The sequence below is a fragment of the Dermacoccus sp. Tok2021 genome (genome assembly GCF_019895135.1).
Classification (GTDB): Bacteria; Actinomycetota; Actinomycetes; order Actinomycetales; family Dermatophilaceae; genus Dermacoccus; species Dermacoccus abyssi.
This window is the reverse complement of the sequence record NZ_JAGTHU010000001.1, coordinates 150,310-166,157: the sequence shown is the minus strand read 5'-3', so window position 1 is coordinate 166,157 and position 15,848 is coordinate 150,310. Positions and strand designations below refer to the sequence as shown.

Here is a 15,848-nt window from a genome sequence, read left to right as displayed (position 1 = left end):
TGCCACGCCCGAGCGTCCACCCGAAAGTACTCGAATCGAGGGTTGTCCCCTGCTCGTGGTTAGGTAAAGCCCATGGATATCTGGCCGGGCAAGCCCTACCCCCTCGGTGCCACGTTCGACGGCACCGGCGTCAACTTCGCGATCTTCTCCGAGGTCGCGGAGAAAATGTACCTCTGCCTCATCGACGAAGATCTCAAGGAGCAGCGCATCGAACTGACGGAGGTCGACGGCCACGTCTGGCACGCCTACCTGCCCGGCGTCCAGCCCGGTCAGCGTTACGGCTATCGCGTCGAGGGCCCCTACTCCCCCGAGGACGGTCAGCGCTGCAACGTCAACAAGCTGCTGCTCGATCCCTACGCCAAGGCCATCGACGGCCAGATCGACGGCGACGAGTCGCTGTTCAGCTACTACTTCCTCTCGCCGGAGAAGCGCAACGACGAGGACTCGCTCGGCCACACGATGTTGAGCGTCGTCATCAACCCGTACTTCGACTGGGGTCACGACCACCCGCCGCAGCACGAGTACCACGAGAGCGTCATCTACGAAGCCCACGTCAAGGGCCTGACGATGACGCACCCGGACGTGCCCGAGGAGATTCGTGGCACGTACGCCGCCGTCGGTCACCCCGCGATCGTGGGCCATCTCGTCGACCTCGGCATCACGGCCATCGAGCTCATGCCCGTGCACCAGTTCGTGCAGGACACGACGCTGGTGGAGAAGGGCCTGACGAACTACTGGGGCTACAACACGATCGGCTTCCTGGCGCCGCACAACTCCTACTCGGCGTCGGGGTCGCGCGGCCAGCAGGTCACCGAGTTCAAGGCGATGGTCAAGGCCCTGCACGAGGCCGGCATCGAGGTCATCCTCGACGTCGTGTACAACCACACCGCGGAGGGCAACGAGAACGGACCGACGCTCGGATTCCGCGGTCTCGACAACGAGGCGTACTACCGCCTCGTCGACGACAACAAGGCGCACTACTTCGACACCACCGGCACGGGTAACTCGCTGCTCATGCGCAGCCCGCACGTGCTGCAGCTCATCATGGACTCGCTGCGCTACTGGGTGAACGAGATGCACGTCGACGGCTTCCGCTTCGACCTCGCCGCCACCCTTGCGCGTCAGTTCCACGAGGTCGACCGCCTGAGCGCTTTCTTCGACATCATCCAGCAGGACCCGGTGATCAGCCAGGTCAAGCTCATTGCCGAGCCGTGGGACGTCGGTGACGGCGGCTACCAGGTCGGCAACTTCCCGCCCCTGTGGACGGAGTGGAACGGCAAGTACCGCGACACCGTGCGCGACTACTGGCGCGGCGAACCGGGTTCACTCGGCGAGTTCGCCTCACGCCTCACGGGTTCGAGCGACCTGTACGCCCACTCGGGTCGCCGCCCGATCGCGTCGATCAACTTCGTCACGGCGCACGACGGCTTCACGATGCGCGACCTCGTGTCGTACAACGAGAAGCACAACGACGCCAACGGTGAGGACAACAACGACGGCGAGAGCCACAACCGGTCCTGGAACTGCGGCGTCGAAGGCGAGACAGACGACGAAGGCGTGCTCGCGCTGCGCGAGCGTCAGATCCGCAACCACCTCACGACGCTGCTCCTGTCGCAGGGTGTGCCGATGGTGCTGCACGGGGACGAGCTCGGCCGCACCCAGGACGGCAACAACAACACCTACTGCCAGGACAACGAACTCTCCTGGATCGACTGGGATCTCGACGAGCGCCGCAGCTCACTGCTCGAGTTCACCAAGCAGCTCATCGCGCTGCGACGTGAGCACCCCTCGTTCCAGCGTCGTCGCTTCTTCGCCGGTGAGGCGCAGCACGGCGGACGCAGCGAGTGGGGCGACATCGTGTGGTTCCGCGCGAGCGGCGAGGAAATGCAGGACGAGGATTGGACCTCCGGTGCCGGCACCCTCATGGTCTACCTCAACGGCGACGCCATCCACACGAACGACGCCAAGGGTCAGCCGGTCGTCGACGACCACTTCCTCATGTTCTTCAACCCCGGACACGAGGAAGCGGAGTTCACCATTCCCGACGTCGTGCGCGAGGCGGACTGGAGCTTCGCCATCACGAGCTCGCAGGACGACGAACAGGAGAACAGCGAGTGGAACGAGGGCGAGCAGGTGAAGCTGCCGGCGCGCACCGTCGCCGTGCTGCAGGCACCGCGCGATGCCGAGTGAGCGTTCGCTCCTTGAGCTGAACGCGACGAAGGCCGTCACCGTCCACTTCGGACGGCGACGGCCTTCGTCGTTTCGGCGCTGACCGGTGTCCGCTCTCACAGCTGCGCGAGCGCGGCCTTCTGCTCCTCGACGTCGAACGTCGCTTCGGGCCACGTGAGGTCGAGCGAGCGCAGGTGCTCGAGGAGCAACTGCTGCACGGCCAGGCGCGCGTACCACTTGTTGTTCGCCGGAACGACGAACCAGGGCGCGATGTCCGTCGACGTGCGCTCGAGCACTGCCTGGTAGGCATCCTGGTACTCGGGCCAGTAGGCGCGTTCCTTGAGGTCGCCCGGGTTGAACTTGTAGAACTTCTCCGGGTTGTCGAGTCGCTCGGCCAGCCGCGCCTTCTGCTCGTCGGCGTCGATGTGGAGCATCACCTTGATGATCGTCGTGTTCTTGGCGACGGTCGACTCCTCGAAGGCGTTGATCTGTCCGTAGCGACGCATCCAGACCGGGCGCGAAACGAGGTCGTGGACACGCACGATGAGCACGTCCTCGTACTGGCTGCGGTCGAAGACGCCGATGTAGCCGGGCTTCGGCAGAGCGTTGCGGATGCGCCAGAGGAACGGGTGAGCCTGCTCCTCCTTCGTCGGTGCCTTGAACGACGTGAGCTCAACGCCCTGCGGGTCGATGCTGCCGATGACGTGGCGCATGATGCCGCCCTTGCCCGAGGTGTCCATGCCCTGAACGACGAGGAGGACGCTCCGACCGTCGGGGTGACGCTCACTGGCGTAGAGACGCTCTTGCAGGTCGGCGAGTTCCTCGCCGGTCTTGCGCATGAGCTTCTCGGCCTTCTTCTGGTCGCCGTCGAACGCGGGGGTGCTGCTCGCGTCGAGGTCGGCCAGGGAGAAGCCGGGCGTCACCTTGAGCGCCGAGGTGAAGTCGCTCAGCTGCGCCGTGTGCTTCTTCTTCGACTTCTTCGACTTCTTCGTCGACTTGTCCTTGCCGACCTTCTTCGCGGCCTTGACTGCCTCGTCCTTCTTGGCCTTCTTCGCGGCTTCGGTGGCGGGCTTCGACGAGGCCTTCTTGGCGCTGCCCTTCTTCTTGGCAGGAGCCTTTTCGGCCTTCGCCTTGGCCTTCGCGGCCTTCTCCGATGCCTGCTCGGCGACCTTCTTCGTGTCGCTCGAGGTCAGTTCGTCGTCACGCTTCTTCGACTTCGTGTCGGCGTCGGCCTTGGCGGACGCGTTGTCCTTGTTCTTGCCCATGCTTGTCATCATCACAGAACGCGACGTGTCTCGCTATGGTTCGGCGCTCAACCGGCGTCATCTTCGTGCGGTGATTCGCCGACTCTCGTTCGCGCGCAGAAGGCCTCGGCGTCCGTTGAGGTGGGCAGAGCCCCGGCTCGTCAGGCGAGGTAGTCGCGAACGACCGTCTCCCAGCGCTCCGGGTCGGTGTTCCACTCGCGCACGTGTCGCGCGACCTCCCAACGTTCCCAGCGCACGAGATCCGGGCGCGCCGCAGCGACGGCCGCGCTCGGCCCGTACGGCACGAACTCGTCGTCGACGGAGTGGATGACGAGCATCGGCTTGACGAGTTCGTCGGCGCGCTCGACCCAGTTCGTCAGCTTGATGTCGACGGCCTCGCTCACCCCGATGGTGTGCCGGCTCGTGCGGCTTCCGAGGAGGAACCCGGACAGCGTCGCGAGGCTGGGGTGCACGCGATTGGCACGCGCGTGGTGGAGCATGACATCAGCCCAGTCGAGCACCGGACCGTCGAGCACGACCTTGTGCACGAACGGTGCGAATTCGGAGCGTGCGAGGAACTGCATCGTAATGGCGCCACCCATGGACCACCCGAGCAGATCGACGCTCGTGGCGCCGTGCGCGAGGGCGTACTGAACGGCGGTCTCGACGTCCTTCCACTCGGTGAGTCCGAGGCCGTAACGCCCGTCGAGGCTCGGCGGGCCCTCGAAGTCGTTGCGGTAGCTCGTGACAACGCAGGTGATACCGAGGTCGTGAAGCACCGGTACGGCACGCAGGGTTTCGCCGCGACGCGCGCCACGCCCGTGGACGAGAACGGCCCAGCGCTGACCGTCCCCGGCGTGTGTCACCCATGCGGGCGCGGGCCCGTACTCGGTTTCGAGGACGACGTCTTCGGTCTCGATGCCGTAGGCGTCCTGGGGTGACCCGTCGACGTACCAGCCGCTCCACCGGGCGCGCCCGGGTGCGAGGTCGCCGCGGGTGACCGAGTCGACGCGACGGATGATGTCGCCGTGCTCGGTCTCGCCGAGCACCTCGCCGATTCGGGCGTGACCGCGTTCGTTGTCCCAGAAGAGCCCATAGCGGCCCGGGGCGCGGGACTCGACGGTCGGGGCGAAGACCGCGGAGGTGACACGTCCGTCGCGGCCATGTCTGACGGTGAGCACCATTGCGTCATCCGGACGTTCGCGCTCCGGCGTGACGAGTTTGCGCGCGAAGAACGCGGCAACGGCCACGGACGCGAGCGAGGTCGTGGCAGCGAGGGAGCCACCGACGATCGCGCCGATGGCCAGGGAACGGCGAGCAGATGGACGTTGCACGTTCCCATCCTTTCACCGGCGCGCGAGAATGGTCGGCATGGATCTGCCTCTCGATCTCCCCGTCGCGCCGATGCTGGCCAAGGCGGCGACGCGCGTGCCCACCGACGCCGGCTACACGTACGAGCCCAAGTGGGACGGATTCCGTTGCATCGTGGCGCGGGACGGCGACGAGGTCGAGTTGCAGTCACGCGGCACGAAGTCGCTCACGCGCTACTTCCCCGAGGTGGTGGAGCACCTGCTCGGGGTTCTGCCGGAGCGGATCGTTCTCGACGCGGAGATCGTCGTGACGAGCGGCGAGCCGGGCGCGCAGCGCCTCAACTGGGACGCGCTCGGTCAGCGGATTCACCCTGCGGCCTCGCGCATCGAGAAGCTGTCCACCGAGACGCCCGCGCAGGTGATCGCTTTCGACCTGCTCGCACTGGGCGACGAGGATCTCACTGCCCTGCCCTACACCGAGCGCCGCGCACGGCTCGAGGCGGTGTTCGCCGACTTGCCGGACTCGGATTCGCTGTTCCTCACCCGCACGACCGACGACCCTGCCGAGGCGCAGCGTTGGTTCGAGGAGTTCGAGGGCGCCGGGCTCGACGGCGTCGTTGCCAAGCTCGACGACGGCGCCTACGAGCAGAACAAGCGCACCATGATCAAGGTCAAGCACAAGCGCACCGCGGAGGCCGTGCTCGTCGGGTATCGGGTGCACAAGAGCGGTTCGGGTGTCGGCTCGCTCTTGTTGGGTCTCTACGCCGACGACGGAAGGCTCTACAACGTCGGCGGTATCAGTGCGTTCACCGGGAAGCGGCGCCAGGAACTCGTCGAGGAGTTGGAGCCGTTCGTCGTGCGCGACGAGGAGGGTGGCGCGGTGACCGGTGAGACGGACCGTTCACGCTTCAGTGCGTCGAAGGACGTCTCCTTCGTCAGGGTGCGCCCTGAACGGGTCGTGGAGGTGGCGTTCGACCAGTTGGAGGGCCACCGCTTCCGTCACGCGGTGACGTTCCTGCGGTGGCGCCCGGACCGGGAGCCGGAGTCGTGCACCATGGACCAGGTCGATCGAGCACCGGCCTACGACTTGGGGCGGGTGCTGCGCTCCTCCTGACGCGCGGCCGTCACTGTGTGGCGGAGCCGACGCGGGGCGCTCAGTGAATCGTTTTTCGCCCGAATGAAGCGGGGGCGTCAGACGCTGATCGCGACGTCCTCGTCGACGACGGGCGCGGGCGCCTTCTTGCCGAAGCGCTGCTGCGCGGCCTGCTTGCTGATGCCGAGGCTCGACCCGATCTGCGACCACGAGTCACCCTTGGCGCGTCGCTCGGCGACGACCCACTTGATGGTGTCGCTCATGAGGTTGTTGAGCATCGCGAGGCCCTCGAGCTCGTCCTTGGTGAACAGGTGCGTCTGCACACGGAAGCCTTCCATGATGCGAGCGGCCGCCTCCTCGACGGACTTCTCCGAGATGCCGCGCAGTTCCTGCGGCAACGGCTTGCTGATCTTTGGCATTCCATGATCGTAGGAGCGGCCTCGCACCCATGTCAATCTGACTTGACTGAACTCACGCGCCGCCGGCTCCCCTGATGGGCTAGGACCCAGAGCCGGGATCGCGCTGCGCCGGTAGGCAGACCCATGAAAGGAGAGGGCATCGCCGAGCCAATGCGTGCAGGCCTAGCGTCGTCAAGCTCCTGGACCCTTGGGCGGCACGCCCCGCTCGAGGTCCCATATGAAAAAGCCCTAACGAGCAAGCGCGACCGCCGCTTGACTGGTATGATTTTCAATCATTTGCACAGGACCTTTGGGGCATCAACATGGCGACCAAGACCGAATCCCAGAGAATTGGCGCCGTGGCGTTCTCGATCGCTGAAGCGTTCTTTGAACGCGCCGGGTGGAATGTTATCAATGTCGACGGCACCAAGGACTACGGGACCGACGCGATCGTCGAGATTTTCGTGGGCGGAAAACTCGAGCCCCTCATGTTTAACGCTCAGATAAAAGGAACAACCGACACAGCAAGCAAACGTTCCGTTCCAATTAGAATTGAGACGCTTAATGATTGGACGGAGAGGTCCAGAACCCATTCGCCCACACTCATAGTGCTAGTGGACATTGAGACCTCCAAGCTCTACGGCAGGTGGGCAGACCACCACGACACGTACCCCAATTACCCGGCAGCCTCGAGCACGATGTCGTTCGACGAGAGTGACGAGCTTAACGACGTTAGCGGCATTCTGGGCCACGTCAAGACGTGGCTATCTGTGCGGAGGCGCGAGAACCTGCCCCCAACCGTCTCTGCGAATTTCGACCCATCCTGTCCTGCGCGGCGGGAGTCCGATCTTCTTCGCGCCCTTTTCGGTGAGAATGGCGGGCCGGCCACTCCCGTCCCGAAGGGTGGGAATTTCCACATCCTTGTCAGCGAAAAGGATGTGCGCCTGGAAGCCCCGGGCGGGCTGGCGTCGATAACTTTGCACAATTACGAGATATCGCCGGAAACAACGCTTCTCGACATGTCACTGTCCATTGCATTGCTCCTGCTGGCTCTGGGGCGACCAGCCGAGGCGTATCAACTGGCACGCGAATCTGCGAACGCCCCCATTCTATGGTCCCCCGATATTCGTGGCGGGCTCGCGGACATTTACGATGCAAACTCGGACATTTCGCGCCTCTGTGAACTAATTTGCCTAGACACTGAAGAATCGAATCTCTTCGTGGACGCGCTTATCGCTCTCTCGGCGGTGCGCCTTTTTACGTCGGGCGTCCTCTCTGGTGAAATATCGCCCAATCACACGTATGAGGGGGCATTGCTTCTAGCGCGACTGGTTGACCTGCACACGTTAGCCCAGGAGACTCATAATGATGAATTAAGATTCATGGTGGATTGGGCCTTCGGTTGCGCGCCACATCTCATCCAAGACGCCGTAACGCATCTTGACGCGGCCGCTTCAGTCCGCCCGGAGATGTTAAAGGAAAAATTTTCTTACGAAAAACGCGCCCTAGCGGCGGATATCACTGGGCGTGTCCTTGAGCTTGTCGAAACTTACGAGCGGTGGCTAGAGAACTGCCCAGATTCATTTGACGAGGTCAGGGGACGATATCTGGACTCGCTCCTCCAGTCGGGGCAGTTTGAAACAGCGGTTACCGAGTACCAGCGCATATTTCCTGAAGACGCCTCACCCGCAAGTGAGGACGAGGCACTGGGCTTACTAGTTCGATTGGCCTGCTGCCAAGTAGTTGAGGTCTTAGAGGTCACAGCCCAGCACAGAGAGGGCGCCGCCAACGATGATCCAGCGACAGTTGAGGTGACTGCAGAGCGGGCGGAAAGGCACTTGAAGGAACGAGATGCGTTGTCCCTGCCCCACTGGATAGCACTTAAGCCTGAGCCCGAGCCAATCTTTGTTTTTTTATATTTGCGCAATAGCGCGCCGCTATGGGCGCACTTTTGCATGGAGGTCGCCGCGCGCTATGGAGTTGATTCTGATGCGCAAGACCAGACATCTAAAACTCTTGTCGACCTAGCAGTGATCCTAGGAATCAGCAAGAACCCGCAGGAATTCATGAGAACGATCGTGAGAGAGGCTAGCTCTACAATCCGGAAAAAAATCTCAGAACGCGTAGACGCCCTCCTCACAAGCCTGTCGCGACCGACTCAAAAATGATGGCCTATTATCGACCGTCCCAGCAAATTCCAAGGTAAATTTTGCCAGTCAATTCATTAACTGTCGACGTAGACGATCTGGAATATTCTGCTCTATTCGTTTCCCGTATGGTCGCCCTCGGTGCTGTCTGCAGTAGCGAGCCCTCACGCAACCCACCGATGGCGTTGGTCTTTTCGCGTCGCTCCTCCGTTTGGTTCTCACACCGCGGGCTTTCGACCGCTCGCCTTCCTCGCGCGGCTCGGCTGCACGCGCGGAGGCTCACCGGGCATCTTCGGGTAGTCGGGTGGGAACGGCATCTCGGGCAGGCCACGCTCGACGTCGGCGTCCCACAGCGCGATGGCAGCCGCCACATCGCCGACGTGATCGTTCATCGAGGCGCCGCCGGTGGGCGCCCACGCATCCCCGCGTTCGGCGACGATCTCCGGCACGGTTCGGACCGTGAAGTCGCTCGGCCTCACGTCGCGAAGCTCGGACCACATCACCGGCATCGACACCGGCGCCCCGGCGAGCGGGCGCGGCGAGTAGGCGGCGGCGATCGTGCGGTCGCGGTTGGCCTGGTTGAAATCGACGAACACCTTCTCGCCGCGCAACTCCTTCCACCACTCGGTCGTCACGAGGTCAGGCAAACGCCGTTCTAGCTCCCGTGCTATTCCGATGACGCCGTGGCGAACGTCGAGGAACTCGTGCGTCGGCGCGATGCGCGAGTAGACGTGGACACCGCGGTTGCCGGACGTCTTGACGAACGGAGTGAACCCGAGCGACTCCATGAGTTCCTTGAGCGCGAACGCCGCTTCGACGGCGTCCGTGAAGTCACGACCCGGCTGCGGGTCGAGGTCGATGCGCAACTCGTCCGGGTTGTCGTTGTCCTCGGCCTTCACCGGCCACGGGTGGAACGTCACCGTGTTCATCTGCGCACACCACGCGAGCATCGCCGGTTCGTCGAGCACGAGTTGCTCGTGCGCCCGCGCGCTGGGGTAGGTGCACATCACCGAACGCGCGTAGGCGGGTGCGCCCTTCGGCGGGTTCTTCGAGAAGAACGGCTTCTCCCCGAGGCCCTTCGGGTAGCGCTCCAATGCGATGGGCCGGTCACCGCTCCATCGCAGGAACTGCTCCGCGACGGCGAGCAGGTACTCGACGACGTCGAGCTTCGTCACCCCGTCGTCGGGATAGACGAGGCGATCGGGACTCGAGACCTTGACCTTGCGGACCTCGTCGTCCGGTCCGGGAACCTCGAGGACGACGGCTGCAGCGCTCATGTTCGCCACCCTAAGCCGATGATGAGCGGTCGCCGCGTCACCGATGCCGCGTTTCCCAGGCAACATCGGGAAGGTCTGGGCAGCGCCCGACGTTGAACTTTGCACCCCACCCGCGAAGGAGCGACATGAGCGACCTGCCCCGCACCATGAACGACACCACCGACGAGCAGTGGCGCGAGAAGCTGACGCCCGAGGAGTACGCCGTCCTGCGCCAGGGAGGCACCGAGCGTCCGTTCGTGGGTGAGTACACCGACACCGAGACGGCGGGCACGTATCGCTGCCGTGCCTGTGGCGCAACGCTGTTCACCAGCAAGGAGAAGTTCCACAGCCACTGCGGATGGCCGTCCTTCTACGCGCCCGAGGACGCCGAGAACGTCACGCTCCTCGAGGACCGCAGCATGGGGATGGTGCGTACCGAAGTGCGGTGCGCGAACTGCGACAGCCACCTCGGCCACGTCTTCCGCGGCGAGGGCTACCCGACGCCGACCGACGAGCGCTTCTGCATCAACTCGATCAGCATGACGCTGGAGCCCGCCGACGAGAACTGAACAACCACGACACATCGGGCCCCTCCACGTGCACAGTGGAAGGGCCCGATCTGTGTGGGCGAGCATGGTTCAGCCTTGTGCGCCCAACTCGTTCTTGCGGATCTTGCCGGTCGGCGTCATGGGCATCGCCTCGATGACGCGGATCTCGGGAACCTTGTAGGCAGCCAAGCGCTCAGCAGCGAACTCACGCAGCCGGTCGGCATCGACCGCCTCGGTGACCGTGACGAACGCGACCGGGCGCTCCCCCGTCTCGTCGTCGGGCTTTGCAACGACGGCGCACGCTACGACGGCAGGATGAGCCGCCACCGCCATCTCGACCTCGGCCGGGAACACGCTCATCCCCTTGACCTTGATCATCTCCTTGTCGCGTCCGAGATAGTGCACGAAGCCCTCGTCGTCGATACGTCCGTTGTCGCCGGTGTGGAGCCATCCGTCGACAAGCTGACGTCGGGTGGCTCCCTCGTTGCGCCAGTAGCCACTCGTGACCGACGGGCTGCGGACGATGATCTCGCCCGTCTCGCCCACGGGCACCGGTGTCTGCGTGCCGAATTCGACGACGGCGATGTCGGTTCCCGGCACGGGCAGGCCGCAGAAAACGGGCTCGGCACGCAGGTCCATGTCGTCTGCGTGCAGCCCGTAGGGGCTCGTGTCCATCGTGTGCGTCTCCGTCATGCCGTAGGCGGCCTCACGAAGCACACCGCCGTCCGGGACGGCAGCCGTCCATGAGGCACGCACCTCAGGAGTCATCTTGCGAACGAACGAGACGGCCTGCGGATCGGTGAGCGACGACAGATCGCGCGAGCCGATGTCGTCGCGCGCCATGAGTTCGAGATAGTTCTCGACCGTGCCGACCATGACCTGGACGTGGTGCTCTTCAATGGCATCGAGCACGGCGTCGGCGTTCCACCGCGACAAGAGAACGCTCGTACCGCCGAGGACGACAGGGAGCAGGATGCCGAGATCCTCCCCGGCGATCCAGAAGATCGGCAGGTAGCACAACGCCGTGAAGTCACCGTGGGCATCGAGGCCGTTCGCCTGTGCGGTGCTCGCCGCTGTGTAGACCATGTCCCCCTGCGAGTGACAACAACCCTTCGGCAGACCCGTCGTGCCACCGGTGTAGTTGAGCGCCGCGAGGGCATTCCACTCCCCTGCGTCTTCATCCACGCGCGGCCCATCGGTCATCCGGGACGAGCCATCGTCGACCACCACGACCTCGCACTCGTGCTCCACCTGCGCCGCACCGTCACGCGCCGGCTTCTCGGTGACCGACGACGTCACGATGATCCGTGCCTCGCTGTCGCGCAGCTCGTGGGCCACCTCGTGGGCGCTGAACATCGGGTTCACCGGCACGTGCACCGCGCCGAGACGCAACACCGCGAGGAACGTGACAACGAATTCGTGTCGGTTGCCCAGGTGCACTGCAACTCGGTCACCCTTCGTCACGCCGTGCTCCCGAAGCCACCCGGCGACACGACGATGGGCGTCGTCGAGTTCGCGGTACGTCATCGTCGTCGGGCCGTCGACGAGGGCGACCCGATCCGGTCGCTCCCCCGCCCAGTGCTCAACGTGTGCGGGCAAGGTCACCCGACCGATCGGGTAGTCGACCTCGTCGCTCCACCCCGACCCGCGGTGGCGTGACTGCCGCGCCCTGACGTCGTCAAGGTAGGCCTCCAGTGTCATCGTGTTCTTCCCCATGTTGTGCTCCTTCACCAGGTGTCGATGTGCGGCCGTGTCGAGCGCTCGCCCGGGAATCCGCCGATGAGCTGAAGAATGCGCTCACGGGTCTCGGCGGGGTGGATGATCTCGTCGATCTCGTCGAGGCGTGCCGCGTTGAGCGCCTTGCCCTGCTCGTACTGCTGCGCGACGAGTTCCTCGAACCGCTCCTCACGAGCCGCAGGGTCTTCGATGGCGCCCAGTTCCTTGGCGAAGCCGAGCCGCACCGCTCCTTCGAGTCCCATGGCTCCGATCTCCGCCGTCGGCCAGGCGAGTGTGGCGGACGTTCGTCGGAAGCCCCCGCACGCCATCGCCATCGCCCCGAGGCCGTAGCCCTTGCGGGTGATGACGACGATCGTCGGCACCGTGAGGCGCGCACCTGCGACGAACATCCGGCTCACGTGCCGTACCGTTCCCTCGCGCTCGGCGTCGGGGCCAACCATGAATCCCGGTGTGTCGCAGAGGGAGACAAGCGGGATGCCGTAGCCCTCGCACAACTGCATGAAGCGCGCGAACTTATCGCCGGCCGCCGCGTCGATAGCCCCGCCGAGCACACCGCAGTCGTTGGCCATGACGCCACAGGTGCGTCCGCCGATCTGGACGAGCGCGGTGACAGCATTCGGCGCGAATTCGGGCCGCAATTCGAGGATGAAGCCGTCGTCGGCGAGCGTCTCGATGGCCGTGCGGATGTCGTAGACGAGCTTGCGGCGCTGGGGCACGAGCGTCGTCAGCACGTGTTGGTCGGGCGCCTCGCCCGTGCCAGGGAGTCCGGAGAGCAACCAGAGGTAGTCGCGCGCCGCTTCGACGGCCTGCGCGTCATCGTCGACAACGAGATCGACGACCCCGTTCGGGGCCTGGACGCTCATCGGCCCGACCTCGTCTGCCGCGACGCGGCCCAGTCCGCCACCCTCGATCATCGCGGGGCCCGCCATACCGATCGAGCTGTCGGCCGTCGCGATGATGATGTCGCACGTGCCCGCCATGGCCGCGTTGCCGGCAAAGCAGCGGCCGGTGACGACGGCGACCGTCGGGACGAGGCCGTTGAGCGCACCGAGCGCCGCGAAGGTGCCGAGGTCGAGGCCCGTGGCGCTGACGAGCATCGCGTCGACGTCACCGGGACGCCCGCCGCCGCCCTCGGCGAAGAGCACGACCGGCAGTCGGCGCTCGCGCGCGACCTCGAGTGCGCGGTCGGTCTTCTTGTGGTTGAAGTAGCCCTGCGTTCCGGCGAGAACGGTGTAGTCGTACCCGAGCACTACGCAGGTCAGCTCACCGCCGTCGACCGGTACCCGCGCCACACCCGTCACCATGCCGTCGGCGGGCGTCGACGCCTTGAGGTCGTCGAGGTCGCGGCGTGAGCGTTGGGCGGCGATGGTCGCCGAGCCGTACTCGTGGAACGTTCCGGCGCCCACGAAATCTCGAATGTTCTCGCGCACCGAGCGGTGGCCGGTGGCGGCGCGCTTGGCCATGGCCCCGGGGCGAGCCCCATCGGCGATCCGGGCGCGGTGCTCGTCGAGTTCAGCGGCGAGCGGGTTCTCCTCGGGCCCACCGTCCCCTTCCACGTGTGTCACGTCACACACGCTAAAGGCTGAGCCATCCCCTGCACGTCGATCGCGAACAGCCGATTTTGTAGACGTTCGGCGTCACATACGACGCGCAACGTCTACAGAATCAGACATCGTCGTCAGGCGTAGGCGGCGCACAGGGACGCCGCTCCGGCGCGCCCCTCGTCGATCGCTTTCTCGTACGGCTCGCGCAGCATGAGCGCCATGGTTCCCGCGTACGTCACCATGAGGGCAGACGCCAACGCTTCGGCTCGTTCGCCCGCAATGGGGGTGGCCGTCTCGAGCAGCCTGTCACGCAACAGCGCCGTCTCGAGGTCGAGGATCTCCCGCAGTTCCGGCGCCGGGTCGGGGAACGCCGCAGCCGTACCGGTGAAAGCGCACCAGCGCTCCGTCATCCGCTCGGATTGGTAGGTGCGCAACGCGTTCCACAGCGCGAGCACGCGCCCTGCGTCGTCCGGGGCTGCGGCGATCTCGTCGTCCCAGACCTGCTTCCACACCTCGTACCGACGATGCAGAGCCGCCGCGATGAGGCCTTCCTTGTTCCCGAAGTGCGAGTAGAGGCTGGGCGGCGACGCCCCCGCGGCCTTGAGGATCGTGTCGACGGGCGTGGCGAAGGCACCCTCGACGAACAGCAGCGCGTCGGCAGCGTCGAGCAGGCGCTCGCGAACGGGTTTGCGGGGTTCCATGGCGCCAGAATATAACGTGCGTTATCGTTGGTCTAGAACGAGCGTTCATCACGACGATCAGTGAAGGAGTGACCGTGCCCAGCATTTACATCGATGGCGCGTGGGTCGAGGCCGCATCCGGCGAGACCCGTGAGATCACCTGCCCCGCCGACGGATCCCACGTCATCACGGTGAGCGAAGGCGCCGAGGCGGACGCGCAGAAGGCCATCGCGGCCGCCCGCCGCACGTTCGACGACGGCGCCTGGTCCGCGACGCCCGCCAAGGAGCGCGGCGCGATTCTCGACAAGCTCGCCGACCTGCTCGAGCGCGACAAGGACAAGGTCGCCCGCGTCGAGTCGCAGGACACCGGCAAGCGCTTCGTCGAGTCCCAGTACGACATGGACGACATCATCGGCGTCTTCCGTCACTTCGCCGCTCTGGCCGACAAGGAGGCCGGCCGCGTCGTCGACACCGGCATGCCCAACGTCGCGAGCCGCGTCGTCACCGAACCGGTCGGCGTCTGCTCGCTCATCACGCCGTGGAACTACCCCCTGCTGCAGACGGCCTGGAAGATCGCCCCGGCCATCGCTGCCGGCAACACCTTCGTCCTCAAGCCCGCCGAGCTGACGCCGCAGAGCTCGATGTGGCTCATGGACGCCCTCGCCGAGGCGGGCCTGCCCGCCGGCGTCGCGAACCTCGTCACCGGGCCCGGCGCCACGGTCGGATCCGAGATGACGACGAACGAGGACGTCGACCTCGTCAGCTTCACCGGCGGCCTCGTCACCGGCCGCGCGATCATGGCAGCGGCCGCACCGACCGTCAAGAAGATCGCCCTCGAACTCGGTGGCAAGAACCCCAACGTCCTGTTTGCCGACGCCGACATCCCGGCCGCCATCGACAATGCCCTGACGGCAGTCTTCCTCGACTCCGGCCAGGTCTGCTCGGCCGGAACGCGCCTCGTCGTCGAGGAGTCCATCCACGACGAGGTGGTCACCGAACTCGTGCGCCGCGCCGAACTCATCCGCCTCGGCGGCCCGTTCGACGACAACGCCGAGACCGGGCCGCTCATCAGCGAAGCCCACCTCGAGAAGGTCGCCACCTACGTCAAGGAAGCCATCGAGGACGGCGCGAAGCTGCTCACCGGCGGCAAGCGCGGCGAGGGCGAGCTCGCGAAGGGCTCCTACTACCTGCCGACGATCCTCGACGGTTGCGACAGCTCGATGCGCTGCGTCCACGACGAGTCCTTCGGCCCCGTGCTCACCGTCGAGACGTTCTCCGGCGACGACGCCAAGGCCGCCGAGGACGCCGCCGTCGCCATCGCGAACGACACGATCTACGGCCTGGCCGGCGCAGTCTGGACGGAGAACGCCGGGCGTGCCGAGCGCATGGCGCGCCGCCTGCGTCACGGAACCGTGTGGATCAACGACTACCACCCCTACGTGCCGCAGGCCGAGTGGGGCGGCATGAAGCAGAGCGGTATCGGCCGCGAGCTCGGCGAGCACGGACTCGGCGAGTACCTCGAGACCAAGCACATCTGGCACAACATCGACCCCGCACCGGCCGACTGGTTCAGCGGCCGCGAGGGCTGACCTGCCGCGCCCGCCTCGGGCCGAGCAGCACACATATCGCTCCCGGTGAGGTTCGCCCCGGCGAACCAACCATCCGCTTTCAGGTCCTCGAACGAACTCTGTGGGGCAGGGTTCGTTCGAGGACGACCATGTG

General features: G+C 65.4%; 12 protein-coding genes. 5 read left to right on the top strand and 7 right to left on the bottom strand.

Going from position 1 to position 15,848, the window contains the following annotated elements; all coding sequences use genetic code 11:
- Window positions 1–72: 72 nt before the first annotated feature.
- Window positions 73–2,190 (top strand): glycogen debranching protein GlgX, encoded by a 2,118-nt coding sequence (gene glgX, locus K9D12_RS00715; RefSeq protein ID WP_129663712.1) that lies wholly within the window; start codon window positions 73–75, stop codon window positions 2,188–2,190.
- A 95-nt stretch (window positions 2,191–2,285) separates the two neighbouring features.
- Here the strand turns inward: glgX and K9D12_RS00710 are convergent, their stop codons facing one another.
- Window positions 2,286–3,434, bottom strand: a complete 1,149-nt coding sequence (locus K9D12_RS00710) for a PPK2 family polyphosphate kinase (protein WP_129663714.1) — start codon at window positions 3,432–3,434, stop codon at window positions 2,286–2,288.
- A gap of 140 nt (window positions 3,435–3,574) precedes the next feature.
- Window positions 3,575–4,747, bottom strand: a complete 1,173-nt coding sequence (locus K9D12_RS00705; protein ID WP_129663716.1) for an alpha/beta hydrolase — start codon at window positions 4,745–4,747, stop codon at window positions 3,575–3,577.
- Window positions 4,748–4,784: 37 nt separating this feature from the next.
- Here K9D12_RS00705 and K9D12_RS00700 point away from each other — a divergent pair, with 37 nt between their 5' ends.
- The gene (locus K9D12_RS00700) at window positions 4,785–5,837 is read left to right on the top strand and encodes an ATP-dependent DNA ligase (protein ID WP_129663718.1); all 1,053 of its coding nucleotides are present in this window, start codon (window positions 4,785–4,787) and stop codon (window positions 5,835–5,837) included.
- 77 nt (window positions 5,838–5,914) lie between these two features.
- Here K9D12_RS00700 and K9D12_RS00695 read toward each other — a convergent pair whose 3' ends face one another.
- Entirely contained in the window at window positions 5,915–6,235 is a 321-nt protein-coding gene (locus tag K9D12_RS00695; protein ID WP_129663720.1) for a hypothetical protein, read from the bottom strand.
- Between the two features lie 302 nt (window positions 6,236–6,537).
- On the opposite strand from K9D12_RS00695, the gene K9D12_RS00690 reads away from it, so the two are divergent.
- Window positions 6,538–8,382: a DUF4365 domain-containing protein gene (locus tag K9D12_RS00690; RefSeq protein ID WP_223059233.1), complete on the top strand. Its 1,845-nt coding sequence runs from the start codon at window positions 6,538–6,540 to the stop codon at window positions 8,380–8,382.
- Between the two features lie 197 nt (window positions 8,383–8,579).
- Here the strand turns inward: K9D12_RS00690 and ligD are convergent, their stop codons facing one another.
- A complete protein-coding gene (gene ligD / locus K9D12_RS00685; RefSeq protein WP_129663724.1) occupies window positions 8,580–9,638 on the bottom strand; it encodes a non-homologous end-joining DNA ligase in 1,059 nt (352 codons plus the stop codon).
- A 125-nt stretch (window positions 9,639–9,763) separates the two neighbouring features.
- On the opposite strand from ligD, the gene msrB reads away from it, so the two are divergent.
- The gene (gene msrB, locus K9D12_RS00680; protein ID WP_047311545.1) at window positions 9,764–10,186 is read left to right on the top strand and encodes a peptide-methionine (R)-S-oxide reductase MsrB; all 423 of its coding nucleotides are present in this window, start codon (window positions 9,764–9,766) and stop codon (window positions 10,184–10,186) included.
- 69 nt (window positions 10,187–10,255) lie between these two features.
- Here the strand turns inward: msrB and K9D12_RS00675 are convergent, their stop codons facing one another.
- From K9D12_RS00675 to K9D12_RS00665, 3 genes are all read right to left on the bottom strand, one after another.
- On the bottom strand, window positions 10,256–11,881 hold the full coding sequence (locus K9D12_RS00675) for an AMP-binding protein (protein ID WP_225910754.1): 1,626 nt from the start codon (window positions 11,879–11,881) through the stop codon (window positions 10,256–10,258).
- 11 nt (window positions 11,882–11,892) lie between these two features.
- Window positions 11,893–13,467, bottom strand: a complete 1,575-nt coding sequence (locus K9D12_RS00670; RefSeq protein ID WP_240730121.1) for an acyl-CoA carboxylase subunit beta — start codon at window positions 13,465–13,467, stop codon at window positions 11,893–11,895.
- A gap of 113 nt (window positions 13,468–13,580) precedes the next feature.
- A complete protein-coding gene (locus tag K9D12_RS00665) occupies window positions 13,581–14,147 on the bottom strand; it encodes a TetR/AcrR family transcriptional regulator (protein ID WP_129663726.1) in 567 nt (188 codons plus the stop codon).
- A gap of 74 nt (window positions 14,148–14,221) precedes the next feature.
- On the opposite strand from K9D12_RS00665, the gene K9D12_RS00660 reads away from it, so the two are divergent.
- The gene (locus tag K9D12_RS00660) at window positions 14,222–15,715 is read left to right on the top strand and encodes an aldehyde dehydrogenase family protein (protein ID WP_223059232.1); all 1,494 of its coding nucleotides are present in this window, start codon (window positions 14,222–14,224) and stop codon (window positions 15,713–15,715) included.
- Window positions 15,716–15,848: the final 133 nt, after the last annotated feature.